Raw genomic sequence first — 24,824 nt, forward strand, 5'->3', positions numbered from 1 at the left:
TCCCCGTGTCGGTGGGGGTCGGTCCCCGGTCCCCGGTGGGTTCGGTCCCCGTGTCGGTGGGGGTCGGTCCCCGGTCCCCGGTGGGTTCGGTCCCCGTGTCGGTGGGGGTCGGTCCCCGGTCCCCGGTGGGTTCGGTCCCCGACTCGGCGGTAATCGGTCCCCGGTCCAAATCAGGTCCCTGAGCTGGGGTTTCTTGGGTAGGGATGTCGGTCCCCGCGCTTCGGGTGTCCCCTGCCGAGGCTTCCGTGTCGAGGGGACCGGTCCCCGGGACCGCGTCCACTTCCGGGGACTCGGTCCCCACGGCGGTCCCCGTGCCGCCTCCTCCGGCCCCCGCGTTCGAGGACACTTTCGCGTCCGTGATTCCGGGGACCGGGACCGGCTCCCTCTGGTTGCGTGGTCCCCGGTCCCCGACCGGACCATCAGCTTCGTGGGGACCGTCTCCGGGGACCGAAGCTCGCGGGGCCGGTTGCGCGGAGACCGTGGCTGCCGCCGTGGCCCTGTGCGCCGGGGACCAGGGGGAGGGAAGCGAGACCGTGGCGAGCGCGAGCGCGTGCCGGCGGGCGGCGAGCTGGTCGAGCAACTGTGTGCGCTGGTGGGGGTCGGTGCCGACCGATGCCCTGCCGACCGCCTTCGACAGGCGCCGTGTGAGCTGTCGGCCGCGCCAGCTCTGCTGCTGCTCGGGGGTGCGCTCGGCGAGACGGGCGGCCAGGGTGACGGCTCGGGCAGTGGCCCGGTCCCGGGTGATCTGCGCGGCGTCTCGGTCTCGGGCGGCGATCCCGAGGCGGGACAGGAGCCGTTCGCGTGCTTCTCGTCCCAGGACGGCGAGCAGGCCGTGGGAGGCGGCGCCCGGGGTGCGCAGGCGTAGCTCGATGCCCATGGCGAGGTGCCACAGCATCGCCGCCATGATCGGACCGACGAAGGCCCGGACGGTGCCGCCGACGGGACCGCTCTCGGCGTAGGCGGGGATCACTTGTACTCCGGTGATCACCCAGACCAGCGTGCCCGGCAGGCCGGGGGCGCCTTGGACGGCAAGGTTCTGCCGTGCCATCAGTGCAGTGGCGAAGAGCGCCAGCTCGGCGGCGGCGAACATGCCGGCTCGCTCGGCGGTGCCGGCCATGTCGAGGTAGTCGGCCGCGAAGCGCCACGAGGTGTCGGCGCTGTAGGCGGTGCAGCCCAGGGCGGCGAGGGCGGCGACCTTGACCGCCGGGCCGCCGAGACGTTTCTGCGGGCGTGTGCCCCGGCGCCGGATCGTCCAGGCGGCCACCACCAGAGCGAGGGCGGCGGGCACGCCGGCGACGAGGAGAAGGGGGAGGTCCGGAGCGGCACCGAGGGACAGGACGGGGTGGATCATGCGGCCTTTCCGAAAGAGGCGGGCGTCGAGGCCGACGCTGCCGGGCGGGACACCGGCTGGCGTGTGCCGGGCTGGGTGGACATGGGACCGCTTGCTGCCAGGACGGTCTTCTTCCGCTTCTTCTTGGGCCGGGGCACGCCCTGGCGGCGGTCGCGGTCGAAGACCTTGTTGGCGGCCTGCCGCAGCAGGTCACGGGCGTGCTTGTAGCTGATCTGTAGGCCGCCGGCGAGTCGGTCGGGCTGCCAGCCCCGGACGTAGGCGTGGTCGACGACGACCTGGCGCTCCGCCTCGGTCAGGTGGACGTCGCGTCCCTGGAAGAACCCGACTACGCGCCGGTAATCGAGGCGATGGGACAGGTTTTTGTGCAGAGGGAGCCGCTCGGCCTCGGTGAGCCCGCCCCAGATGCCCTCCTTGAGGACGTTCTCCAGGGCGTAGTTGAGGCAGTCGCTGCGCACCGGGCACCAGCCGCACAGCTCCTTCGCCTCGGCGATGGCCTCGTGGTCCCGGGGGAGGGGGAAGAACACGGCATCGGCGTCCTCGACGTCCATGCCGTGGCACGCTCCGCGGTCGTGCCAGCTGGTGTCCGCGATGCCGCGCAGGCCGGTAGCCGGGACATCGTGGGTGGTGATGTGGCGCAAGGGGGTTCTCCGATGTGCTGCCGCGCCGTCCGGCCGGGACGATCCTCGGCGGGCGCGGTCTCGGGTGCCGGCCGCGGTACAAGAGCGTGCGTCGCAGCCGGGGCGGGATGGTGGTGTGGGTGACGGTGTACCGGACGGGATGCACCGCCTGCGGGGGCCGGTCAGGCCGTGACCGGCTGCTGGGCCTGCTGGACGGCGAGGTCGAGGCGACTGGGGTGCGGGGTGGCGAGCGGGGCGGTTCCGCGCGCTCCGCCGTCGGGTCCGACCCGGCGTCGGCGGCAGGGCTCGCCGGGCTGGGCCAGGCACCACTCGCACCGGACGCTCAGGGCGTCGGGCTGTCCCTGCGCGACGGCGGCCTCGCGGGCTGCCCGGGCGGGTCGGTAGGGCGCGAGAGCGTCCCGGGCGGCGGGCGGTATGCAGGAGCCGATCTCCCGCAGCCGTGCTTCCAGCTTCGGGTCGATCCTGCTGCGTCCGCTGGTGATCGCCCTGGCCTGCGCGGGCTGCGCGAAGCCGGCGGCGACGGCGCGGCGGGTGCCGACCAGCTCGGCGGTCCAGGCGGCCTGGTCGTCCGGGTCGACGGACGGCATGGGGTCGGAGTGCCTCGCCAGGCGGTCGCGCCGGTAGCTCTCCCAGGGACGTGCCACGTCCGCAGGCAGGATCTGGTACGGCGAGGTGCGGATGTGCTGGCGGGCGGCGACGCGGGCGTCCCAGCCGTGTGGGGTGGCCATCGGCACGTCGTCGAGCAGCTCGTGCCACTGGGCGAGCTGGTCGCGGGCCTCGCCCTGGTCGGTGCGGATGGTGCGGGGGTCGAGCCGGCCGATGTAGGCCAGCAGGGCGGCGATTTCGCGGCGGTCCACGGTCAGCCCTCCGTTCCGGTCGGCTCGTCGAGGGCGGCGAGAAGGGCGGCGGTGTGGGCTTCGGCCCGCGTCATACCGCCGGGGGCGGCGGAGGCTCTGCCGGGCACGGCGTAGAGGTTCGGGCGGCTGGGGGCGTGCTCCCGGGCGATCCAGGAGCGCCAGTCGGTGGCCCAGGCGTCCGCCGGCCTCGGCTTGAAGGCCGCCCTGTGGGCACGCCACTTCGCGTCGGCTGCCCGCAGGCCGTCCTGGCCGAGGCGGTCGAGGTGTCCCTGCTCGCGGGTCCAGGTGTGGGTGGCGGGGTCGACCTGCCACTCGCTGGCCGAGATGACGGCAGCACCACTGCTGTACCTACGGTTCAAATCCGGTTCACTACGGTTCTGTGTGCCGGTTTCCGGTACACCGCTGTGCCGGTTCCCGGTACGTCGGGGTGCCGGTTTCCGCCGGGACCTGCCGGTTTCCGGTACTGCCGGATTCCGGTCCCTTGCAGGGGATTCCGGTACCTCACGCGGTCGAATTCCGTACCGCCGCAGGACCGAGACCCGGAGGACGGGGGCGGCCTCGCGCTCGCCCTCCGGCGCCTGGTCAGCGCCTTCGTCTTCCGCGGTCTCTGCCACGGCCTGGGCGGCGAGGGGGAGGCGGTAGACCGTGCTGCGCTGCGGGCCGGTGAGGTCGTCGAGCTGCTCCAGCTCACCGGCATGCACCAGGCGGTCGATGGCCTCGCGCACCGTGGAGACGGAAGCGCGCGTGCGCTTGGCCAGGCTGGACAGCGAGGCCCAGGAGACGCACTGCTCGTCGGCCACCCGGTCGGCGATCGACAGCAGGACCAGGCGCGCGGTCCCCCGACTGGAGCTGTGCTCCCAGACCCACTCGCGGGCTTCGCTGCTCATCGCCCGCTCCCGGTGAGGGGGCGGAGCCGACGGTTCGCCGGGACCGGGGTGGTGTGCTCCGGCACGGTGCGCGAAGGCGCTGAGGCGGAGATGGCTGCCGCGCAGGCCAGACGGAAGGGCCTTTTGCGCAGGGCAGGAGGCATGCGATACTCCTCGTTGCAGTGTTGCCACGCTGACGCGCCCCTCGGAAGGACTCAGCGTGGTGATGGTGGGCAACCTCCGCCCTTGCCGGGGCGGACATGCCACTTAGCGTTCGGCGTCTGGGAGTTACCGCTCCCGGGCGCCGTCGCTGTATGCGGACCTATACGGTCTGGTCGATCTGCCGCGCTCCTTACGTTCGACGTGCCGGGCGGCATGCCCGGGGGACGACGAACATACGCACGCGCCCGTGTCAAGATCCAGACTTGGTTCTTAAACTCTGTACTGGTTGCAGAGAGTCACGGGGAATTCCGTTACTGCGCCCGTCCGAGAGTTGCCGCTCTCGGGGCCCGATGGCGCTTCTCCGTTTCGCCGGACGTGGCGCCCTGGCACTGGCCGGATAGTCGCGAGTGTGCTCGTGTGCCGCATATGTCGCAGCACGTGCGGGAACTTCCCCTTCCTCCCCGTTTGCTTCTGTATGGGACTTTTGACTTAAGTTCGCCCTCCGCGCGTCCGTCTGACCAGGGAGTCAACACTGGACTGGGTGGCTGTGGGGACTAACGTACATCGCAATGTCGCATGGTCGTCAACTGTGATGTTGCCCCCGGAGGCGAGAGTGGGCGTGACTGCCACTGGAGTGGATATGATGGTGGTCATGACGGAGGGCAGGGGATGACTGAGAAGAGCTTCGCGGAGTTGCTCGACCATCTATTTCGGACGAAGCACCCGAGAGGGCGCGGCTCGTACTCGTACGAGCAGGTCTCGCAGGGCATCCGCGAGACCTCCGGCTTGAAGGTCTCCGCGAGCGCCATCCAGCAGCTCCGCACCGGAGTCAATCGGAACCCGAAGAGGGACACCATCCGGGCGCTGGCCGGCTTCTTCAAGGTAGAGCCGAGCTACTTCTTCGGCGAGGAGGAAGCCGAGCGCCAGGACGAGGAGGAAGCCGAGCGTGAGCGCGCCGAGATTCGGCTTCTCGACGCGATGCGTGACCAGGGCGTGCGCCGGATCGCCCTGCGTGCCAATGGGCTCAGCGCGGGGAGCCTGGACATGGTGACCAGCGTGATCACCCAGGCACGTCGGCTTGAGGGGATGTCGGAGTCGGAGGAGTCCGACCTGCTCGACGACGAGTGAGGTCGTCCGCTGGAAGTGCAGCGTCCGCCTGTTCTGCGGTTCGCTCAGGTGTTGCCGGCCCCTCCGCGGTCCTCCAGTAGTACGACCACGCGGAGGAGGTCCGTGCGTGTCGGCCGTAGTGCGACGACCCGCACGGCGACCTCCTGCCCCTGGTGATACGGGAGCCTGAGGCGGCGCCGGGCGCCGTGAGAATGTTCGACCACTTCGCGGCGGTCCCACAGCTCCCTCGCGGCGGCCGACCCCGCGAGGATGTCCCGCTCCAGCTGTAGCAGCGTCTTGTCCTCGGGGTGATGAGCCCGCTCATAGCGGAGGTGTCCCAGGTAGGGGCGTGCCCACTCCTGCTCCCAGGCCACGAGCTGCTCACGGGCCTCTGGCGCGAAGAATACCCATTTCAGCTGATTGGCCCGGTGGGTGACTCCGGGGAACCAGTCCAGGAACGGTCTGTTGTAGCCGATCACGTTCCATGCGAGATCCATCGCGAACGCGGGCGCGGGGGCCTGGTTGTCCAGGAACTGCTGCAGCAGTGCCTCGTCCACCTCCGCTTCCGACGGCGCGGTGAGGGCCGGCGGGCGCCCCACCGCCTTCAAGTACAGGGCCCGGCGTTCCGCAGGGCTCAGTCGGAGTGCGGCCGAGACCCGGTCGAGGAAGTCGGTCGAGTAGTCGGCTTCGATGCCTCGCTCAAGTGCGCCGTACCAGCGGACGCTCACCCCCGCCAGACGGGCGACGTCGCTCTGGGTCAGCCCGTCCCCCCGCCGCCCCGTGACCACCAGGCCCGGGACCTTTCGGGGATTCGTACGCCTCCGCCACGATCGCAGCAACGCAGGCAGGGACTCGCCGTCAGGCTTTCTTCTCTCAACCTGCTCACCCCCGGGGTCCATGACCTGAAAATAAGTCACATCGCCGGGTGACGTGCGCCACGCAGCCTTCTCGATTATGGCTGGCGGATCATGAATCAGTCATTCAGAGTAGTCGGACATAACGGATGGTCAACTTTTCAAGCAAATTGGCCGCTCGGTGCGCGGGCCCGGAATGGTGGGTGTCGCGCCGCTCTGGACGGGGTTGAAGCCGTTCCGCGCCGGAGGGATAGGGCCCTGGCGGCTCACTTTCCGTAACCGGAACTGTGACTTCCGGGAAGTGCGAGTTCCGCCTTCCTCTTGGCATTCTCGTGGCCGCTCACCAGCGAGGTGGCGTACAGCCACGGCCGATGGGGATTTCGATGTCCTTGCCAGACAATGACGAGAGTCAACTGCGCACTTGGTGCGAGGAGCAGGTCGATCTACTGAACCTGTCGCACCGGTTCAGCACGCGTGAATTGCGCGATGCGATATCCGAACGACGGGGGAAGCCGATCATCCTGAAGCCGTTGACCACGCTCGGCACGGTCGACGCGCCTTGCGGCATACGGCTGGAACTCCCGGAGGCCGACCTCCTCTTCTACGAGGAAGGCACGTCTGTGCACCACCAGCGGCACATCCTCACGCACGAAATGTGCCACGTGTACTGCGACCATCCCGGAAGCCTGGAGATCGACGCGAAGACGGCCCGGTCGCTCGGAGTGAACCCCACCCAGGTGATGCGCATGTCGGGACGTACGAGCTACTCGGAGACCTATGAACGGCAAGCCGAGATGATGGCGTCGGTGATCCGCCGGCGCATCTATCGCGACCGGGAATCCCCTTCCCTCCGGCCCGAGAAGGGACCGGACAGCTGGGACGCGCTTTTCGCCCAGCCCTTCAAGAGAGGTCGGTTCGGCCGATGAACGCGATGAATGCGGTCTTCCTTGGTATGGCTCTTCTGCTTGCCGCGGCTGCCGGTTACTGGGTATTCGGCCGGGGAACGCCCCGTCCGACGGGCACGTGGGCCATGGGCGCGCTGCTCGGGGCTTTCGCCCTGGCGTTCGCTTCCTACGCGCCGCTGGTCGAGGACACGGTCGAGGCGCTTGTGCCGGACGTCGCCCGGCTGCTGAGCAACTCCGCTTCGCTGGCGGCTGCCACGGCAGTCGTGGCCGTCTCGTTCCAGCTCAACCTGGAGCCGTCCGAGGCCCGCCGACGCATCCGAATACGCCTCGGTCTGCTTGCCGTGGCCGTCGTCGGCATGGCCATCCTGTTCGCCTACGAGCAGACGACCCACCGGTCCCCGCGGGTGTATGCCGTGTACCTGCTTCTGTACGTGTCCTACCTCGGCTTCGCGGTCGTCGACTTCATGCTGCAGGCCGTGCGCCAGTCGAAGTCGACACGCCGCGGCAGTGTCCGCGCCGGCCTCCGAGTGGCAGCGGCGGGCTGTGTCTTCGCTCTGATCTACGTCGCCTACAAGACGACCCGTCTCGTCGACCTGGGCCTGGATCTGGGACTCTTCGACAACCGTGCGGAGTGCTCGTCGCTCGTCGGCAGGTGCGCCTTCAGCGTGACCGCACCGGCGCTCGCCGTCCTGCTGATCTGCCTGGGCCTGACCCTGCCCGCCGTGGCCTACCCGATCAGCCAGGCCCGCCGCCGGCGCTGGGAGATGCGTTCCTTCGAGGCGCTGGGCCCCCTGTGGCAAGACCTGTCGGCTGCGATGCCGCACATCGTCCTGTCGCCCACGGACGCCGAGGACGTGGCGGCCGACTCGGACTTCCTGCTGCAGCGGCGGGTCATCGAGATCAGCGACGCCATCCTCACCCTTCGGCCGTACCGATCCCGGAAGGTGCAGGAGGCGGCCCAGAGCGCCTTCGACGCTGCAACGGTGTGCGATGCGGCAGCAGTCGAAGCTGCTGTCGTGAAGGCGGCGCTCGCCGGCCTGGAGACCGGCCGGTTCGCCGACGATGTCGCCCCGCCGTCGGCGGGGGCTGCCTTCCGCAAGGACCTGCGCGCGGACACGGAGTGGTTCCTCCTGGTGGCGGACGCCTACGCCAACCAGGTCGGGCGCGTCGTCGGCGATGTCCGGACGGAGCCCGTTGGAGCCTGAGAGCATGACCGACCCGACTCAGGATCCAGACTTCCTCCAGGACCCCTATCCGGCCTACGCGGCCCTGCGGGCGACCTGCCCGGTGCAGCCCGTGCCCGCCGGTTCCGGCGGGCGTCCCAGCTACCTGGTCACCGGCTACGCGGAAGCCCGGGAAGCCCTCGGCGACGCCCGGCTCTCGAAGGACACGGCCGTCTTCTTCGCGGGCACCGGGTCACGGCGTCGCCTGCATCCCGCGGTCGCCCACACCATGCTGGCCAGCGACCCGCCCCGGCACACCCGGCTGCGCAAGCTGGTGACCAGGGCGTTCACCACCGGAGCCGTCACCCAGCTGCGCCCCTTCATCACCCGGACCGCCGACGAGCTGCTGGACCGGTGGCCCGCCGGCACCCCGTTCGACTTCATGACCGGCCTGGCCGTACCACTGCCGGTCGCGGTCATCTGCGAACTCCTCGGAGTACCGCCCGCCGACCGGCCCGACGTCCGGCGCTGGTCCGCCCAGCTCTTCACGGCCGGAGAGCCCGATGCCGTCGACGCGGCCTCTCACACGATGGCCGGATACATGATGGCACTCGTCGCCGACAAGCGACGCGACCCCGGCGACTCCCTGCTCGACCGGCTCGTCGCGGTCCGCGACGAAGGCGACCACCTGAGCGAGGAGGAGCTGGTCTCCCTGGCCGTGCTGCTGCTCGTGGCCGGACACGAGACCACCACCAACGCCCTCGGCAACGCCCTGCTGGCCCTGCTCCAGCACCCGGCCGAACTGGACCGCCTGCGGAAGAACCCGGACGGGATCCCGGCCGCGCTGGACGAATTGCTCCGCTTCGACTCCGCGGTGAGCACGGCCACCTTCCGGTTCACCACGCAAGCCATCACTCTGAGCGGCACCGACGTTCCGGCCGGCGCCCCCGTCATGGTCGCGCTCGGAGCGGCCAACCGAGACCCTGCACGGTTCCCGGCACCGGACCGGCTCGACCTGGACCGGGACGCCGCCGCCCACCTCGCCTTCGGCCACGGCATCCACCGCTGCCTCGGCGCACCCCTGGCCAGGGCCGAGATGGAGATCGTCCTGCGCGCGGTGCTCACCCGATTCCCCGGAATCCGGCTCGCCGTACCGGCCGACCGACTCGCCCGGCGGCACACCCGTCTCGTTCGCGGTCCGGCCTCGCTTCCCGTCCTGGCGTAGCGACCCGGTCCGCAGCCGGCGGACGTGTTTCCGACGGCCGCGCACAGCCGGTTCACCTACGAGGGCAGCGCTACGGGTGCTTCAACTGGAGTTCCGGACATTGAGAACCCCGCTCGTGCGCCACGGGGGCAGCGCACGAGCGGGGCGTCCTTCGGTCAGCCGGTCCGGGGGACGGGCTGACCTGGGCTGTCCAGCCATCTGGTTTCACCGGTGGCGGTGACCGTCAGGCCGAACCGGTCGGGTCCGGGTCGGCCGGCGTGGGTCCACCAGGTGTACGCGGCTTCCACTTCGTTCCACAGCCGGCGCGGGCCGTGCTGCCACACCGTCCACCGGTCGTCGGACTTTCCGTCCCAGTCCACGGCCGCCCATGACGTGGCGTCGGTTGTGGCGAGCCACAGCCGGGACGCGACCCCGTCCACGTCCGGGTCGTCGTGCCACGTCCACCACACGTCCCGGAGCTGGAGCCCCAGGGCGAACTGCGCGGCGAGGTCGTCCCCGGTCACCCGCCACGGCGGGAGGCTGGTGGTCGACTCGTCGGGCTGGTGGTCGTCGCGTACCACGTCCCGGAAGATTCGCAGGTCGGTGCGCTGGTTCCGCATGAGCATGAACGCGGAGTGCGGCGAGAACTTCCCCGACGCGGCTCCGGTGGTGTCCACGGTCAGGTGCAGCAGGCCGTAGCAGATCCAGGGGCTTTCCCACGGGGTGAGGATGACGCCCCCGGGCGTGACCTGGTCGACCCACGGACGCGGGACGGAGCGTACGGAGCACGTGGCCACGAGCCGGTCGTACGGCGCGTTGTCCGCGTACCCCTTGGCCCCGTCCCCGGCCACTACGGCCGCAGCGACGCCTTCCTTCCGCAGGCGCTCCGCGGCTTCGGCCGCCAGTGAGGGGTCGACCTCGACGGTCGTCACGTTCCCGGGGCCGACGACGTGGGCCAGGAGGCCCGCGTTCCATCCGGTTCCGGTGCCGATCTCCAGGACCCGGTGTCCTTCGCGCACGTCGAGCATGTGCAGCATCCGGAACACGATGGCCGGGGCCGAAGCGGACGATGACGCCCACCGCTCGCCGTCACCGGGGGCCTGGCCGTCGTTGACCTGCGTCACGACGCTGTCGTTGGCGTAGACCGCCCGCAGCCACGTCTGGGGGGCGTCGGTTCGGTCGCACGGTTCGAGATCGTCGCCCAGGTAGATACGGTCGGGGACGAACGCCGACCGGGGGACGGCCCACGCCGCGCGCTCCCACTCGGGCGCCAGGGGCAGGTTCATGTCTTCGTTCACCGCGCCAAGCAGGTCGCGCAGGGCGATGTGCTCGGACACCACGCGATCCGGTGCCACTTACTCGTCCTTCTTGTGCTTCGGCGGGTCCTTCGGCTTGGCCGTGTCCGACGACGGCTTGGACGTTCCCGGATCCTTGCCCCCGGAATGCTGCCCGTTGCCGCCGCCTCCGCCTTTGCCCGTACCCCATCCCATACTGGTCTCCTTCTCGGTCGCGGATTCTTCTGTGGAGCCCGCCCGGCCGTCTTCCGTCCCCACGGAGGGACGACCGGGTGGGAGTGCTGCCCCCGGACGCGTTGGCGTGGGTTGGACAGGAGGCGTCCGGGGTGTTCGGTTCCGAGACCCGGCGGGACGCCGGCCTGACGCGTCGCGCCGGGTCTCGGAAGTCTGTGGGTGGTGCGTGCGGACGCTCAGACCCTCTGCCCTTCGGTGGCCTGGTCGGCGTGCGCGTTGTGGATGTGGAAGTAGGCCACCTCCGCCTGCTCCTCGAACCCCTCGTCGTCCACCAGGGCCTGGAACGTCGACTCGCTGGCGGACCGGCAGTAGTCGCAGGTCTCCACGTCGGCGGGTCCCTCGCGGCGCGCCATGGTCGCGTGGGCCTGCTCTACCGCTTCGGGAGACAGCCCGTCCAGCAGTTCCGTCGTCAGGTCCGTGTCATCGCTCACGCCGTCATCGTGGCCACCGAGAGCCCCGGAAACTCTTTCACTTGAGAGAGAGTCCCAGCGGCCCCTACATGCCGATCCAGGTCGCCATGTTCCGCAGCGGCTCCGGGGCCCGGCGGGCGAGGTGGACGAGCCCGCGGATCGTCTCCCGGGCCCCGGGGTGGTAGCGGGTCTGCTCCGGAGCCGCCCGCCGAGCCGCCCAGAGCGAGCGCAGCGACGGCTCGCTCCGGCCCAGCTCCATCTCCACGCGGGCCCGGTCGATGAAGAAGTGCGCGCGGCGGGACGTCGCGATCGAGCCCGGCAGCCTGATCGCCTTGGCCTGCCGCAGCGCTTCGTCGTACTGGCGCATTTCCATCGCCACGCTCATCTCGTGCAGGGCCACGTTCACAGGACTGAAGTTGAGCCAGTGCACCCGGCTGGCGTCGCCGACCCGCTCGGCGTACTCGCGGGCCCGCGCGAGGTGGTCGGCGGCCAGGTTCGCGTCCTCCGCCCGCGCCGCCAGCACCGAGCCTCCCAGGTGGAGCTGGCCGGCGACGGTGAGGACCTCGCGGGTCGAGTCACCCGGGTCGAGCAGGCTGTGGCCGGAGCGGACCAGGCGCAGGCCGATGGTGTACTCGCCCTCGCGGAAGTAGACCAGGCCCCGGAAGTACTGCCGCATGCCGGCCAGGCACGGGTCGGCTGCCCGCTCCGCGGCCCAGCCCAGCCGGTCGAGGGCGACGCCGGCGAGGTCGAAGTACCCCAGTTTCACCGTGACGTCGTGTGCGGTGCGGTAAGCGGACCCCAGGGCCCGCCACAGCTTCGTCGCCGGCGAGCGCCAGCACAGGACGGTCAGCTCCGTGATGACGTCTGGAAGGGCCGCCGCCGCCGCGTGCAGGTGAGTGGCACGCACATGGGCGCACAGTTCCTCGGTGGCGGTGACGAGTTCGCCGGCCGTGCGCGTGGTGACCTGGGGATCGTCGCCGAGGTCGTACAGGTCGAGGGACTCACGGATCGGCCGGATCAGTTCCGCGAGCCGGTCCTGCTGCATCTGCGTCACATACGGCTGCCCCGTCAGCACGGTGACGTCGATCCGCAGCGCCCGCGCGGTCGCCGCGACGAAGTCCACGGACGCCGGCCGGGCCCCGCACTCCACCTGCGTCAGCCAGCTGTACGAATACGGAATCCGGCCGGACAGCTCCCGTTGCGTCAGCCCCGCCAGCCTCCGCTGCTCCTTGATCCGCGTACCGGTGTGGTCATCATCCCGCGTCGGCATACCGGTCTCCCGTCCGTGACCCGTCACCCGGAACGCTACGCGCTGCTCCAGGTCGCGAGGGGCCGATTCCCCACGGAGCCCGCCACGTTGACGGCGGCCCGGCTGTGATCGGATGGCCCTCATGAGCGCTCCGATCCTGTACCTGTTCAGCAGCGCGGCCCCGCCCGTCTTCGACGTCGCCCGCGTCATCGAGGAAGCGCAGGCCGACGGCTGGGACGTATGCCTCGGTCTCACCCCCACCGCGGCCCGCTGGCTCGCCGGCTCCCTCGACGGCCTCGCCGTCCTCACCGGCCACCCGGTCCGCTGGGACTACCGGATGCCCGGCCAGCCGGACGTGTGGCCGAAGCCGGACGCGATCGTCCTCGCCCCGGCGACCTTCAACACGATCAACCAGTGGGCGCTCGGGATCACCGACAAGTGGCTCGTCGGCGTGGTCGCCGAAGGCATCGGCAAAAGCATCCCCATGGCGATGATGCCGTGCGTGAACTCCGCATACGTCGCCCATCCGCAGTTCGAGCGCTCGATCGACACCCTCCGGGGAGCCGGGGTCCGGGTGCTGTACGGCGAAGACGGCTTCACCCCGAACGAACCTGGCCAGGGCAACCCCGCCACGTACCCGTGGCGGGCCGCCCTGGACGCCGTCGCCGACGTACTCGACTCGACCTCGACTGCTTAAGTCGGGTAGCCGGGTCACGGAGACGTGACCCGGCTACCCGACTAAGAGACGGACGAGCAGCCGAGATCATCGGACCCGGTCCGGCCATTCATTCGAGTCCAGCCGAAACTCGTAACGTTACCAGCACACACATGGCTGTCCGTCCTCCTCGTTCGCGCTGGTCAGACCCGTTTTCATCGGCACACCGCGCACTAAGACCGTGTCCTATGGGGGGAGAGAGGGGCTCCTTGCTGCTGTGCGTGAGAGTGCTGCCTATCTGGTGTGCCTCTCACTGGTCGAGTGGCAGCCGGGGTGCTGGAGGGTGGGCGTGTCCTCTGCCTCACGTCTACGGGCGTGAACGATCTGACGGGTGGTGCGGAACATCTCGGCGCCATGGGCCTGGGCGGGGAAACGCTCCACGACGCGGTGATGCACGTGCTGTCGGTAGGCCAGTTCGGTCAGGCCGCTGAAGACCGCCATGTCGAGCTGCTGCTGTGAGGTGAAGCAGGCCAGTGCCGCCTGCTTGGCTTCCAGGAGGTCGGGGGTGCCGACGAAGTAGAGGTTCGGTTCGAAGTTGCGGCTGTAGGGGGAGCGGAAGTGGATTAGGTCGGCGGCCTCTCGCATCGCGACGGTGGTGGCCTCCTCGCCGGTGACGGCGTGGTCGAGATGCTGGTCGTCCGGGTAGTGGGTGTAGACGACATCGGGGCGCTCGGTCGCGAAGGCGTCGAAGAGGGCGGCGTTGATGGCGCCGCGGTGGTCGGTGAACCGGGTGTCGGGGATCTGGGAAAAGGTGTAGCCGCCGATGCCGAGGATCTTCGCGGCGGCCAGGCACTCGTCGCGGCGCGCAGCGCCGTCGTCCTTGTCGGCGCGACCGGTGCTCAGGCAGTGGACACGGATGCGGTCGCCGGCGAGGACGTGGTCGCGGATGCGCATGCCCATGGCGAGCTCGGCGTCGTCGGGGTGGGCGACGACGACCAGGACGGACCGGGAAGTGGTCAACGGGACTCCTCGGTGGAGGTGATCTGCAGAGCGCTGTGCAGACGGCGGCCGTCGAGGCCCTGCCAGCGGAAGGGCTCGTGCTCGTGCCGGGGCCAGCGCAGGTAGTGGAGGTTGCCGACGGCGTCTGTCGGTTCGCGGCCGTACCGGAAGGCGATCTTGGAGGTTTGGCCGCCGTCGAGGTGGAACACCGCCGCCGGGTCGTGGCCGGCCTGCTCGCACAGCTCGGCGGTCTCCTGGACGGTGACGCCCTGGAACGTGGGTGCGAGTGGTGCGCCGTCCAGGACAGTCAGGGTCAGATGCCGGCCATCAAGGGAGAGCAGGGTGCGGGCGTAGCGGGCATCGGGACGGAAAGGGCTTGTGCCGAGGCTCTGGTCCCAGGCGGCGGTGAGGCCAGCGGCGGCGTCGGCGGCGGACGGCCCCAGGGACAAGGCGCTGCCGACACCGGCGGTGGCGAGGGTGTCGAGGGCCGTGACGTCGACGGGCGCGCCGGGGACGAGGTGGTCGGGCCAGGGCCGGCGGCTGCGCAGGACGTAGGCGCCGGCGAACAGGTCGGCGCCGCCGCCGGGGTGCACGGCGGTGATCCGCGCCCCGGCAGAGGTGGGAACGACGGTGCAGTCGAGGACAGCCGGATCGCGCGGCGTGGTGTTGGCTGCCGGGTCGACGTCGCGGCGAAAGCCCGTGCGGGGGTCGTCGTGGTAGCGGATGCGGCAGTTCGCCGCGCCGTACACGGTGAGGTGGCCGGGCGGGGCCGGATGCGGAGGAGGCTGCTTGGAGCCGGTCCAGGCGTGCGGGTGGCCAGCGACGGTGAGGGTGCCGGTGGCGGCCAGGGTGCGTACGACCGGGCGGCCGTGGTGGATGAGGAGGGCGGGTTTGGTGACGGTGGGCAGGCTGGCGGCGTGGTGGTCGCGGACAGCGAGGTCGAGGCAGGGTTCGGCGGGCTGGTAGTCGGGGTCGTCGGAGATGTAGGCGAAGGCGCCGGAGACCGCGGCGACGACGGGGCCGGTGACGAGGCGGCGCAGGCGGAACCCGCGCGGGGAGGAGACGGGTCGGCACCGGGCGCGGTCCAGGTCGACGGTGAGGGTGTAGGCGTTGGTGAGACAGCCGTCGCTGAGGTCGATCGGGCGGGCGGTGAGGATGACGCCCGGTGCGAGGTGGCGGGTCCAGGCCGGGGTGGGGCAGGCGAACGGGCTCTGGTCGCGGGCCAGCGACTGGACGCTGGGCGCGTGGATGCCGCGGGCGCTCAGTTCGGCGAGCGGGATCAGGTCCGGATGGTCACCGGGCGGGGAGAGGGGGACGTTCATGCCGTCACCGGCCTGGCGGCGTCCAGCAGGTCGGGGACGGTGAACGGCCCGGCGTCGAGTAGACGGCGCAGGGTGTGGAGCAGCTGGTTGGAGGTGGCGGGAGGGGCGGTTGTCGGATAGGGGACGGTGCGGGCCTCCAGCCGGTACAGCAGCACTCCGGCGGTCACCGTCGCGAGGAGGTCGTCGCCGCGCCAGGGCCGGGCAGGACCGGGAAGGGCGTAGGCGTCGAGGAACGCGGCGGCGAGCGGGTGTAGGAGTTCGGGCCGGGCCGCGTGGTGCAGGACCACGTGCGCGAGGAGGTAGCCGAGATCGAACAGCGGCGCACCCGTGTGCACATTGTCGAGGTCGACGAACACGGTGCGGCCCGCCGCGAGGCTGAGGTTCTTCGGGCAGGTGTCGCCGAGGATCAGTTGCGGATCGGGCAGGGCGTCCAGGCGGCGGCATGCCTCGTCGAGGGCACGATGGCCGCAGGCGCGCAGGCAGTAGCCGTAGGCGTGTTCGGCACGGAAGAGGGCGTCGCCGTCGCCGTCGCGCAGCGGCGGCAGACCGGCGGTGGCGTGGTGGATGCGGGTCAGGGCGGTACCCAGTCGTGTGCACTCCTCGACGGTGGCGGCGCGCTGGTCGAGGTGCTCGCGCCAGGTTCGACCGTCGGGGAAGACGTCGGTCATCACCATGGCGTGTGCCTCGGGCAGGAACGCCAGGACCTTCGGGAAGAGGTCCGGCAGCAGGTCGTGGTGGAGCACCAAGGCACGGTGCTCGACCGAGATCAGCGCCGGGTCGGTGGCGATGTGCGTGATCCGGGCGAAGCGGCGTCCGCGGACCTTGACGATGACGGTGCCCGCCTCGCCGTGGAGGCGGTAGACGTGGCTGACGTTTCCGCCGATGCACGCCTCGATGCGGGCGGGGCGTCCGATGTGCGGACGGCACGCGGCGAGGACTTGGCGCAGGTGCGGGCCGAGGACCGTTCCCAGATCGGGCTCAATGCGGCCGGTGACGAAAAGGCTGGTCATCGCGTGGCTCCCAGGGCGGCGAGGGCGTGCGCGGTCGGGGCCGGGGTGGCGGCCGGGTGGAAGTCGAGCACGACGGGGGCGGCGGGGCGGCCGGCATCGGCCCATCGGCGGGACATCGACAGGTAGGCGCCGGCCATCAGGCGCGCCGGGCGCCGGTGGTCGGCCAGGTCGGAGGCCATCTCCGTACGGGGTATGCGTCCGGTGAGGTAGGAGAGGAACTCGGTGATGGCGCAGGTGCGGGCCGAGCGCTGGGTCGGGAGCACCGCGTTGTCGCCGCTGCCGTGGACGAGGTCGGCGAAGCCGAGCGCGCGGTGCCGCTGCCAGTCGGGGCGCAGCCGGTCGTTGCGGAAGACGTGGAGTTCGATGTGGTCAGCACCGCCCGCTGCCCGCCGGTCGGCCCCGTCCTCGTCGCCGTGGAGGGTCTGCAGGACATGCAGGTGCAGGGCCTGGAAGGGCCCTTGCTGAATGATGTGGTTTTCCTGTCCGATCCGGCCGTTGCCCTTGTAGAGGCCGCCGGGCACAGGGTGAAGGGCGCTGCGCTGGGAGAAGGTGGTGTGGGCGAGGTTGTGACTGCCGAGCGCCATCACCCGCCCGCGACTGCGGTAGGTGACGTTGAGGAACACGTCGACCTCGCCGAAGCCGGCGGTCATCCGGTCCAGGTCCTGCATGGTGTACGGGTTGCGGTCGGCGAAGCCGGGCAGCAGCCGGGCGTGGTCGGCGACGGTGAGCTGGGCGAGGAAGTCGGCGGGCCTGGTGCACGCGGCGTGGACCTCGATCTCGTCGATCTCCTTGCCCGGGCGCTCGCCCGCGGCCAGCCACCACGACACGGTGTCGAAGTGGTGGTAGCCGGAGTGCGCGGCCTTGCCGTAGCCGCGATCGAAGCCGTGGTAGCTGAGGTCGAGGAGTTCGTCCGGCAGCCGCCACTGGCCGTCGCCGTGGCTGGACTGGACGGAGGTGACCGGGCAGTTCGTGGCCTCGGCGACCTCGGCGATCAGCTCACGCACCCGGCGGAAGGCGGGGTGCCAGCGACGCTGGCTCATCACGCTGACCACCATTCGCGGGTCGCGCCGCCGCGCCGCCCGGTAGGCGTACAGCAGGGTGTCGAAGTCGTCGGCGATCGCCGCTGCGGCTTCCGGGTCGGTGGACGCGCCCGGATGCACGGTCAGCGGCTTGTCGAGCAGCACTGGCAGGCCCCGCTCCATCGCCCACAGGGCGTAGGGCAGGTGTACGGACGGTTCGGTCGCCACGACGACCGCACCGATACGCTCCCGCACCACCACGTCCTCCAGCACGCGTCGCACCCCACCGGGCAGGGATCGCCGGGGGACGGAGAACGGTTGGACGCGGACGACGGGCATCCGCCGCGGCCGGCCGGGCATGCCGTACTCGATCACGGTTGCAGCCGCGTCGGGCAGGTCGGCGCCGGTGACGGTGCCCGCGAGGCCCGCGTCCTGCGCGATGGCCAGCGCGGGCAGGTGATTGAGGCGGGTGTGCGGGCCGACCCCGACGACCAGCACGTTCACGGCACCGCTCACCTGCCCACCGCCCCGCGGCCGATGCCGGCGCCGAGCAGCGGCAGGACACCCTCGCCGACCTCGTACGCCTCTTCCAGGTGGGGGAACCCGGACAAGATGAACTCCGTGATGCCGAGCGCCGCGTACTCGGCGATCCGGTCGGCGACTTCGCGGTGCGAGCCGACCAGCGCGGTGCCGGCGCCGCCGCGAAGCAGCCCCACCCCGGCCCACACGTTCGGCCACACCTCCAGGTCGGAGGTCCGGCCGCTGTCCCGGAAGGCGGCGTGCAGGTTGCTCTGCCGGGCCTGCCCGGTGGACTGGCTGTGGGCCAGAGTGGCCTGCACCCGTGCGACGTGCTCAGGGTCGACCCCGGCCAGCAGGCGCTCGGCGGCGGCCCACGCCTGCTCGCTCGTGTCGCGGGCGACGACGTGGAACCGGATCCCGAACCGCGGTGCGCTGCGCCCGGCACCGGCGGCCAGGGCGCGAATGCGGTCCAGTTTGGCGGCGACGTCGGCGGGCGGCTCGCCCCACGTGAGGTAGACGTCCGCATGCCGGGCGGCCACCGGGGCGGCCTCGACGGAGGAACCGCCGAAGTACACGCCGGGCAGCGGGTCAGGAGCCGAGAAGACGGTGGCTCCCCGTACGTCGTAATGCGAACCGGTGAAGTCGAACGGCTCGCCGGACAGAGCGCCGCGCAGGATGGTCAGCCACTCGTCGGTGCGCGTGTAGCGGGCGGCCTTGTCGAGGTGGTCGCCGAAGCGGGCCTGCTCAGCCGCGTCGCCACCAGTGACGATGTTCAGCAGCAGCCGGCCCCGGGTCTGCCGCTGGAACGTCGCGGCCATCTGCGCGGCGAGCGTCGGGGATATCGAGTCCGGGCGCTGCGCGACCAGGAACTTCAGACGCTCGGTTGCCTGGGCGAGGGCGGCGCAGGTGATCCACGGGTCTTCGTTGAACGTGCCGGCGGGGGTGAGGATCGCGTCGAAGCCCATGTGCTCGGCAGCCTGCGCGATCTGGGTGAGGTAGGGCAGGTCAGGGGCGCGGTGACGGTCGGCGCCGGGGCCGGCCGCAGTGGTTGTGTCGTGGCCGGGCCCGTGGACCCCGCGCATCCCGGTGGTCAGGGTGCGGCCGTCACTGCCGGTCGGCAGGAACCAGTGGAACTGCAAGCTGGTCAAGGAAGTCTCCTGGGGGTCAGTCGGAGGTGAAGTCGCCGGCCGCGCGCGCGGACAGGCGGGCGAGGAGCGGGCCGGGGACGGGAATGGTGCCGTTCCTACGGGCGGCGGCTTCGCGGGCGCGGCCCTGGTCGCCGGGAACGCGCCAGGTACCGTCAGCCGCCGCCGAGGCCCGCAACTGGTCCGCGAGGCGCGTGTTCGCGGCGGCTGCGTCCTGGTCAGGGGCGGCGAAGGCGGGGTCGAGAGCGATGAAGGCGTACCCGGTGGTCCAGGTGGAGTCGACGTCGCTGCCCATGGGGAAACCGAACAGGGAACCGGTCAGGACCTGGATGAGCAGGGACAAGGCGAGACCGCGGTGGTCGCCGAAGACGATCGCGGAGGAGGCGGCGTCAGGGTCGCGGGTGGTGCGGCCGTCGGCGTCGACGAAGCACCCTTCGGGCAGAGGCCGGCCCGAGCGGCGGTGCTCCCACAGCACGCCCATCGGCGCGAGGGTGGTACCCATGTCCGCGCTCAGGGGCTCGCCGAGCGTGGGCAGGGCGAAGGAGAGGGGGTTGACGCCGAGTACGGGGGTGACGCCGCCGGCCGGGACGGCTTCGGCCCGGGAGGTGTTGGCGGCGATGCCGACCAGGCCGTGTGCGGCGATGGCCTCGGTGAAGGTGGACAGGACGCCGTAGCGCTGGGTGTTGATGACCCCGACCAGGCCGACGCCGAGACGGCGGGCCCGTTCGATGGCGGCGGCGGTCGCGAAGTCGGCGCTGAGCGGTCCGATCTCGCGGTGCGCGTCGATGACGGCGAACGCCCCGCGTTCGCGGACGATCTCGGGCAGGGCCTGCCGCTCGGGGAAGAACCGGGATTCGAAGGCGAACTTCGCCAGCCCGTGGGAGGGCTTGCCGCGCAGTTCGCCGGTCATGAAGTGGTCGGCCACCCGGCGGGCCGCGCGGTCGGGGACGCCCGCGACCGCGCAGATCCGGGCCATCAGGTCCTCGACGTCGGCGATCGGCACCTGCACGCTCGCCGGTTCGGCGGGCGCGGGGCCGGGGGTGGAGATGGTGGTGTCGGACATGGTTCTCCGTTCGACGGTGGCAGGAGAGAGGGGGCGGTTCAGGTGTGGGTGCGGAAGCGGTGCCAGGTCGTGACGGAGCGCAACTGCCCCTCCCGCTCGGCGCGGCGGTCCGGAGGGCAGGTGGCGGCCTGTTCGGCACGGCGCCGGGTGAGCGCGGTGACGAAGGTGTCGGCCGCGTCGGTGGGGGCGGCGGCCCAGCCGGGCAGCGCCCGGCGGGCCCACGCCTCGGCGTCGGCCGCTGGGGTGCCGGCGTCGATCAGCTGCGCGAGGAGGAAACCGGCGCTGAGCCACCCGGCGCCGCGCCCGGGCCACGCCCAGTCCAGCAGGACGGCACTGCCGTCGCCCTGGACGAGGATGTTCCCTTTGTTCAGGTCGGTGTGCACGAGCCGGTCGCCGACTAACAGGCCGAGGTCCAGGTCGGCGCCGAGGTGCGCCCACCGGTCCTCGGCCCGAAGCGTGGCGGCGGGGGCCGGCAGGGACGCGAGGCGTCGCAGCGCGCGGGCGGCGGCGTCACGGTCCGCCGAGCCCGGGGACAGGTCGACCGCCCGGCCGGGGACGTGCTCGAACAGCAGCCACCGCCAGGCGCCGGCGGTGCCGTGGTGTAGCAGCCTGGGTGCGAGCGCGCGGACGGCGGGCGCGAGGCGGGCCTCGGTGTCCAGGGTGGGCGCGTGGCGGTGGGACAGCGGAGTGGCCTTGAGGAACAACCGGCCCCCGGGGACGTCCAGGGACAGGCGCAACCGGGCGGTCCTGCCCGCCGCGGCCTCGACGGCGTCGAGGACCGGTCCGGCGGCGGCCTCGACGGCGGCGCGCAGCGGCTGCGGGACGCCGCCCCACACGGTCGGCGAGGCGAGGGCGGGCAGGTCGGGGGTGAGAGTCATCGGGCACCTCCTGATCCGGATCGCTGCGGCAGAGGGGGAAGGACGCGGACCCTGTCTGGGGGGCGTGCCGGGTCCGCGCACGGTTCGTGCGCTAGGGTTGATGGGCGGCCATCCGGTCCAGGACGAGGTGGCCGCGCGCCACGAACTCGTTGCGGTCCTTGACCAGGCCGTTGCGCAGGTAGGACACGCCGAGGCGGACGGTCAGCAGATACAGCAGACGATCCTCCTCAGCCGTCAGCGGCCGGCCGTAGCCCGTGAAATACGCCTCGCGCAGCTCCGGGCGGACCGACCAGACGGCGCCGCACAGCCACACGAACTCGGACGCGGCAACACCGTGCGCGGCCATCGCGAAGTCGATCAGACCGTGACGACCGGTGGCCTCGTCGTACAGCCAGTTCCGGGTCTCGTAGTCGCCGTGCCGGTACACCAGCGGCAGCTGCTCGGCGAGGCCGGGGAGTTCTTTCGACGCGGCCTCGACCAGGGAGAGCCGGTCGGCGGCCAGGTGCGGCGCGACATCCTCCAGGCAGTCGGCGGCCTCGCGGGCCTTATCCTCCATGTCGGACCGCACCGCGGCGCGGTCCGCGTCCGTACCGGGCTCGGACGCGTCATGCCAGCGGCGCAGCAGCCGCCCGGCATCCTCGTACAGGCGCAGCTCGGTGCCGGGTTCCAGGGGCAGGTTCCGTACGACGCGGCCGGGCAGCGGCGTGCTGAGGATCGCGCGCAGACCCGGGTCGCAGGCCAGCAGCCGCGGAGCCTCCGTCTCGCTCAGGTGCGCCGCGGTGAAGGCGTATCCGGCGACTTCGCGCTCGAATTCGAGGTCGCTGGGACTGATCTTCACGTAGGCGTCCCTGCCGGCCGCGCTCACGCGCCACACCAGGGAGGTGCTGCGGGGCCAGGAACGGTCTTCGTTCGCGTCCAGGCCGGGTAGATGGCCGGCGACCCAGTCGCGCAGCTCGGGCGGGAAGGGCTTGGTGGGCTTGGCGGTCGTCATGAAGGTAGGTCTCCGAACGGGCGTGAAGCGGGTGGATTCGGTGGGGCCGTGCCCGCGGGTGCGAGGGGCGCGCGACGGTTCCTGCCGGTTCAACGGCCAGGTGCCGGGCGGGGTGCGAGGGTCAGAAGTAGTCGGCGAGCCACGGCTCCCGGTCGGAGGTGGCGGCCAGCAGGCGGGCGAGGGCGGAGTCCTTCCCGCGAAGGCCCGCCATCGCGGCGGCGGCCGGACTGCGGTAGCCGCCGGCGTACCAGAGCGCGAATTGCCCCATCGTCAGCGTGACGTCGGCGGTACGGCCTCGCCGTGCGCCGCCGGGGGTGAGGCGGGCGCTGCCGGCGCTGATGCTCAGGGTGTGGCGGCTGAATCCGGCGCCGTCCAGGTCGGCGAGGTCGAGCACGATCTCATCGTCCAGGTGCCCGGGCCAGCCGCGCAGCTCGACGGCGCGGGCGGGGTCGAGGACGCGCAGCATCCACGGATGCCAGGCTCTGGCCGTCGCCGTGCCGACGCTCGCGAGGCGCTGCTGCAGCAGCGGGCCGGGAGGCAGGCCGGTGCGCTCGAACATCACGGTGGGGATGCGGCCGTGGTGCCGTCCGAGGAAGGCGAGCATCGCGTCGGCGGTCGGCGCGTCGGCGGCCCAGAAGTCGTGGACGACCAGCTGCCGACCGCCCGGGGTGCGCTGCGTCGCCGTCGTCAGGACGCCGTTCGCTTCTCGCCCGTGCCCGGCGAACGCGTAGGTCTCCGAGTCAGGGTGCCGTTCCTGCTGCCAACTGCCCCACCACGAGGGGCGCTGCCACGGCCCGTTCCACCGCCCGGCCAGCCGGTCCCGCAGTTCCGCGAGCTGCGCGGTGTCGCCGTGGGTGATCTCCATCGTGTCGGCGGCGGCCTGCTTGAGGGCGGCGGTGGGCACCGTCCAGGAGAACACCTGTGCCGGGGCCTCCCAGCCCAGCCGCCGCACGTAGCCGTTGGACGCCGTCCACAGCGTGGCGAGGACCGCGCCCTGGTCCTGCAAGGCGCGTACCCTCTCCTGCGCGAGGAGGGCAGCGAGATGGCTCCCACGCTCCTCCGGGGCGACGCATCCGCAGCCCATGCTCGCGGCGGGCACCGACCTGCCGCCGAACCACTGCGGCACCAGCATGCCCATGCCCCCGGCGACGACCCGGCCGCCGCGCAGCGCCACCCGCCGGTCCGCGTACGGACCCAGGCCCGTGATGTCGGGTACCGGCTGGCCGTAGGCACGGCGGGCCAGAGCGTCGTATTCCTTCCACTGGGCGTCGTCGGCCTCGGTGAACTCCACGTCCATGGTGGCGGCTTCCCCTTCTTCTAGTAACCGGTGGCGTCGCGAACGGCGTCCGGATCGGCGGGGACGAAGAAGGTGCGGGTGCCGGTGACGACCAGCTCGCCGCGCTGGTTGAACCCATCGACCCGGCAGGTGACGATGCCCTGGTCGGGGCGACTGTTCGAGCGGCGGGCGGACAAGACGGTGCTACGCGCGGACAGGGTGTCGCCGACGTGGACGGGCTTCTTCCACCTGACCTCGTCCAGGGCGAGGTTGCCGGTGGTCATGCCGCTGGTCGTGCGGACCGTCATGCCGAGCACGATGTTGAGGGTGAGCATCCCGCACACCAGAACTCGCTGGTGGCCGGTACGGCGGCAGTACTCGATGTCGGAGTGGACCGGTGCCTCGTTGCCCATCAGCGCGAGGACCTGCATGTGCTCGGTCTCGGTCACCGTCCGGGCGGGCCGGTGCTCGATGACCAGGCCGGGGGCGAGGTCGTCCAGGCCCAGGCCGACAACCTCGCGGAGGCGGCCGTCCTCCACCTGGCGGAACCCGGCCGGGACGGACGACGGAGGCTGCTGCTTCTGCATCATCAGCTCGCTTTCGTGACAGAGGTGGTGGTGACGGTGGGGTGGTGGCCGGCCCGGCGGATGACCGCGAGGGCAGCCTCGACGAGCGGCGGCCCAACCATCACGCCGCCCGCCGTGGTGATGGCGCCGCCGGCCTCGGCCGCCAAGGAGGCCGCGTCGAGCACTGCCCGAGCCACCTCCAGCTCGTGCAGGCTCGGAGCGAACGCCTGCGCGATGACGCTCAGCTGGCACGGGTGGACAGCGACCTTGCCCGCGAAGCCCAGCTCGGCCGCCTCCAGGGCATCCCGGCGCAGCCCGTCCTGGTCGTCGAGGGTGAAGAAGGGCGAGTCCACGGCAGGGATTCCGGCTGCGGCAGCTGCAGTGACGAGCTGAGCGCGCGGGTACCACATCGCCCGGGATGTGAGCCGGCACCCGGCTGCCGCCGCGTAGTCGGCGGCGCCGAAGAGTACGCCCGCCAGGCCCGGGGTGTGCATGATGCCGGACAGCCTGACGATCCCCTGCGGAGACTCGATCAGGGCCCAGACCCTCGGCGCCGTCCGCCCCCCGCTCACAGCCTGCACGACGGCTTCGATCTCGCAACCCGACTCAACCTTGGGCACCACGACGAGGTCCGGCCATAACCGCCCTTCCTCCATGGCGGCAAGATCCCGCAGGCCCTCGGCGTCGTCCACCGCGTTGATCCGCACGCCCAGCAGCGGCCCGTCGACCCCCCGCGTCCGTGTACCGGCGAACGCCAGCACGGCCGCCCGGGCATCGGCTTTGGCCCCGGTCGGCACCGAGTCCTCCAGGTCGAGCAGCACCACCTCAGCACCGGATTCGACTGCCGTGTCGAAACGCGCGGGCGTGATGCCGGGAGTCACCAGCCAGGACGGCCCACTGGACCGGACAGGGACGGACGGCACGGAGTTCGCCCGATCCAACGGAGACTGCACGTCGATCTCCTCTCGAATGGTCGACCGGTCCGACCGCTGCCCGTACGAGCACGACGGACCGGAAGCAGGAACAGGGAATTGGGCAACGCACCCGGACGGCACGGCATCGAGCTGGGGTCGGCCTTGCGCTCGC

Annotated in this window: 25 protein-coding genes; 5 read left to right on the plus strand and 20 right to left on the minus strand. The window is 71.5% G+C overall.

The window, feature by feature from the left end; genetic code table 11:
• From ACZ6AQ_RS07075 to ACZ6AQ_RS07090, 4 genes are all read right to left on the minus strand, one after another.
• Nucleotides 1–1,351: hypothetical protein (locus tag ACZ6AQ_RS07075; protein WP_468758114.1), on the minus strand; the 1,351-nt coding region annotated here is incomplete at its 3' end.
• Nucleotides 1,348–1,989, minus strand: coding sequence for a WhiB family transcriptional regulator (locus ACZ6AQ_RS07080; RefSeq protein ID WP_468758116.1), 642 nt, complete (start codon nt 1,987–1,989; stop codon nt 1,348–1,350). The genes ACZ6AQ_RS07075 and ACZ6AQ_RS07080, both read right to left, overlap by 4 nt.
• Before the next feature lie 161 nt (nt 1,990–2,150).
• Complete coding sequence (locus ACZ6AQ_RS07085; RefSeq protein ID WP_468758117.1) at nt 2,151–2,846, minus strand: zinc finger domain-containing protein; 696 nt, start codon at nt 2,844–2,846, stop codon at nt 2,151–2,153.
• 2 nt (nt 2,847–2,848) lie between these two features.
• Nucleotides 2,849–3,733 (minus strand): helix-turn-helix domain-containing protein, encoded by an 885-nt coding sequence (locus ACZ6AQ_RS07090; protein ID WP_468758118.1) that lies wholly within the window; start codon nt 3,731–3,733, stop codon nt 2,849–2,851.
• Between the two features lie 810 nt (nt 3,734–4,543).
• On the opposite strand from ACZ6AQ_RS07090, the gene ACZ6AQ_RS07095 reads away from it, so the two are divergent.
• A complete protein-coding gene (locus tag ACZ6AQ_RS07095) occupies nt 4,544–5,002 on the plus strand; it encodes a Secondary metabolite protein (RefSeq protein ID WP_468758120.1) in 459 nt (152 codons plus the stop codon).
• 44 nt (nt 5,003–5,046) lie between these two features.
• On the opposite strand, the gene ACZ6AQ_RS07100 is transcribed toward ACZ6AQ_RS07095, so the two are convergent.
• A complete protein-coding gene (locus ACZ6AQ_RS07100; RefSeq protein WP_468758121.1) occupies nt 5,047–5,880 on the minus strand; it encodes a helix-turn-helix domain-containing protein in 834 nt (277 codons plus the stop codon).
• Between the two features lie 338 nt (nt 5,881–6,218).
• Between ACZ6AQ_RS07100 and ACZ6AQ_RS07105 the strand changes: the two genes are divergently transcribed.
• Genes ACZ6AQ_RS07105 through ACZ6AQ_RS07115 form a run of 3 tightly spaced genes read left to right on the plus strand, consistent with a single transcriptional unit; the run spans nt 6,219 to nt 9,128 of the window.
• Nucleotides 6,219–6,761, plus strand: a complete 543-nt coding sequence (locus tag ACZ6AQ_RS07105; protein WP_468758122.1) for a regulator component — start codon at nt 6,219–6,221, stop codon at nt 6,759–6,761.
• Nucleotides 6,758–7,945: an MAB_1171c family putative transporter gene (locus ACZ6AQ_RS07110; protein WP_468758123.1), complete on the plus strand. Its 1,188-nt coding sequence runs from the start codon at nt 6,758–6,760 to the stop codon at nt 7,943–7,945. The genes ACZ6AQ_RS07105 and ACZ6AQ_RS07110 overlap by 4 nt, the downstream gene beginning before the upstream one ends.
• Before the next feature lie 4 nt (nt 7,946–7,949).
• On the plus strand, nt 7,950–9,128 hold the full coding sequence (locus ACZ6AQ_RS07115; RefSeq protein ID WP_468758124.1) for a cytochrome P450 family protein: 1,179 nt from the start codon (nt 7,950–7,952) through the stop codon (nt 9,126–9,128).
• A gap of 155 nt (nt 9,129–9,283) precedes the next feature.
• Here the strand turns inward: ACZ6AQ_RS07115 and ACZ6AQ_RS07120 are convergent, their stop codons facing one another.
• From ACZ6AQ_RS07120 to ACZ6AQ_RS07135, 4 genes are all read right to left on the minus strand, one after another.
• Nucleotides 9,284–10,462 (minus strand): methyltransferase domain-containing protein, encoded by a 1,179-nt coding sequence (locus ACZ6AQ_RS07120; RefSeq protein WP_468758125.1) that lies wholly within the window; start codon nt 10,460–10,462, stop codon nt 9,284–9,286.
• The gene (locus tag ACZ6AQ_RS07125) at nt 10,463–10,597 is read right to left on the minus strand and encodes a hypothetical protein (protein WP_468758126.1); all 135 of its coding nucleotides are present in this window, start codon (nt 10,595–10,597) and stop codon (nt 10,463–10,465) included.
• 215 nt (nt 10,598–10,812) lie between these two features.
• Nucleotides 10,813–11,067, minus strand: coding sequence for a hypothetical protein (locus tag ACZ6AQ_RS07130; RefSeq protein ID WP_468758128.1), 255 nt, complete (start codon nt 11,065–11,067; stop codon nt 10,813–10,815).
• Nucleotides 11,068–11,131: 64 nt separating this feature from the next.
• Nucleotides 11,132–12,316 carry a helix-turn-helix domain-containing protein gene (locus ACZ6AQ_RS07135; protein ID WP_468758129.1) on the minus strand — a complete coding sequence of 395 codons (1,185 nt, stop codon included), beginning with the start codon at nt 12,314–12,316 and terminating at the stop codon, nt 11,132–11,134.
• A 121-nt stretch (nt 12,317–12,437) separates the two neighbouring features.
• On the opposite strand from ACZ6AQ_RS07135, the gene ACZ6AQ_RS07140 reads away from it, so the two are divergent.
• Nucleotides 12,438–12,992 (plus strand): flavoprotein, encoded by a 555-nt coding sequence (locus ACZ6AQ_RS07140; RefSeq protein ID WP_468758130.1) that lies wholly within the window; start codon nt 12,438–12,440, stop codon nt 12,990–12,992.
• A 252-nt stretch (nt 12,993–13,244) separates the two neighbouring features.
• Here ACZ6AQ_RS07140 and ACZ6AQ_RS07145 read toward each other — a convergent pair whose 3' ends face one another.
• The 11 genes from ACZ6AQ_RS07145 to ACZ6AQ_RS07195 form a co-directional block, all read right to left on the minus strand.
• Nucleotides 13,245–13,970 carry a PIG-L deacetylase family protein gene (locus ACZ6AQ_RS07145; protein ID WP_468758131.1) on the minus strand — a complete coding sequence of 242 codons (726 nt, stop codon included), beginning with the start codon at nt 13,968–13,970 and terminating at the stop codon, nt 13,245–13,247.
• Nucleotides 13,967–15,271, minus strand: coding sequence for a phosphodiester glycosidase family protein (locus ACZ6AQ_RS07150; protein ID WP_468758132.1), 1,305 nt, complete (start codon nt 15,269–15,271; stop codon nt 13,967–13,969). Before ACZ6AQ_RS07150 ends, ACZ6AQ_RS07145 begins: the two co-directional genes overlap by 4 nt.
• Entirely contained in the window at nt 15,268–16,281 is a 1,014-nt protein-coding gene (locus ACZ6AQ_RS07155) for a phosphotransferase (RefSeq protein WP_468758133.1), read from the minus strand. The genes ACZ6AQ_RS07150 and ACZ6AQ_RS07155 overlap by 4 nt, the downstream gene beginning before the upstream one ends.
• Nucleotides 16,278–17,816, minus strand: a complete 1,539-nt coding sequence (locus tag ACZ6AQ_RS07160; protein WP_468758134.1) for a Gfo/Idh/MocA family oxidoreductase — start codon at nt 17,814–17,816, stop codon at nt 16,278–16,280. The genes ACZ6AQ_RS07155 and ACZ6AQ_RS07160 overlap by 4 nt, the downstream gene beginning before the upstream one ends.
• Nucleotides 17,813–18,958: an LLM class flavin-dependent oxidoreductase gene (locus ACZ6AQ_RS07165; RefSeq protein WP_468758565.1), complete on the minus strand. Its 1,146-nt coding sequence runs from the start codon at nt 18,956–18,958 to the stop codon at nt 17,813–17,815. Before ACZ6AQ_RS07165 ends, ACZ6AQ_RS07160 begins: the two co-directional genes overlap by 4 nt.
• Nucleotides 18,959–18,983: 25 nt before the next feature.
• Nucleotides 18,984–20,027 carry an Ldh family oxidoreductase gene (locus tag ACZ6AQ_RS07170; RefSeq protein ID WP_468758135.1) on the minus strand — a complete coding sequence of 348 codons (1,044 nt, stop codon included), beginning with the start codon at nt 20,025–20,027 and terminating at the stop codon, nt 18,984–18,986.
• A 38-nt stretch (nt 20,028–20,065) separates the two neighbouring features.
• The gene (locus ACZ6AQ_RS07175; protein WP_468758136.1) at nt 20,066–20,905 is read right to left on the minus strand and encodes a hypothetical protein; all 840 of its coding nucleotides are present in this window, start codon (nt 20,903–20,905) and stop codon (nt 20,066–20,068) included.
• Between the two features lie 91 nt (nt 20,906–20,996).
• Nucleotides 20,997–21,896: an aminoglycoside phosphotransferase family protein gene (locus tag ACZ6AQ_RS07180; protein WP_468758138.1), complete on the minus strand. Its 900-nt coding sequence runs from the start codon at nt 21,894–21,896 to the stop codon at nt 20,997–20,999.
• Between the two features lie 121 nt (nt 21,897–22,017).
• Entirely contained in the window at nt 22,018–23,193 is a 1,176-nt protein-coding gene (locus ACZ6AQ_RS07185; RefSeq protein ID WP_468758139.1) for a GNAT family N-acetyltransferase, read from the minus strand.
• A gap of 20 nt (nt 23,194–23,213) precedes the next feature.
• Nucleotides 23,214–23,762 carry a MaoC family dehydratase gene (locus ACZ6AQ_RS07190; RefSeq protein WP_468758141.1) on the minus strand — a complete coding sequence of 183 codons (549 nt, stop codon included), beginning with the start codon at nt 23,760–23,762 and terminating at the stop codon, nt 23,214–23,216.
• Entirely contained in the window at nt 23,762–24,691 is a 930-nt protein-coding gene (locus ACZ6AQ_RS07195; protein WP_468758142.1) for an HpcH/HpaI aldolase/citrate lyase family protein, read from the minus strand. Before ACZ6AQ_RS07195 ends, ACZ6AQ_RS07190 begins: the two co-directional genes overlap by 1 nt.
• Between the last annotated feature and the right edge of the window lie 133 nt (nt 24,692–24,824).

The sequence above is a fragment of the Streptomyces sp. NPDC041191 genome (assembly GCF_055591945.1).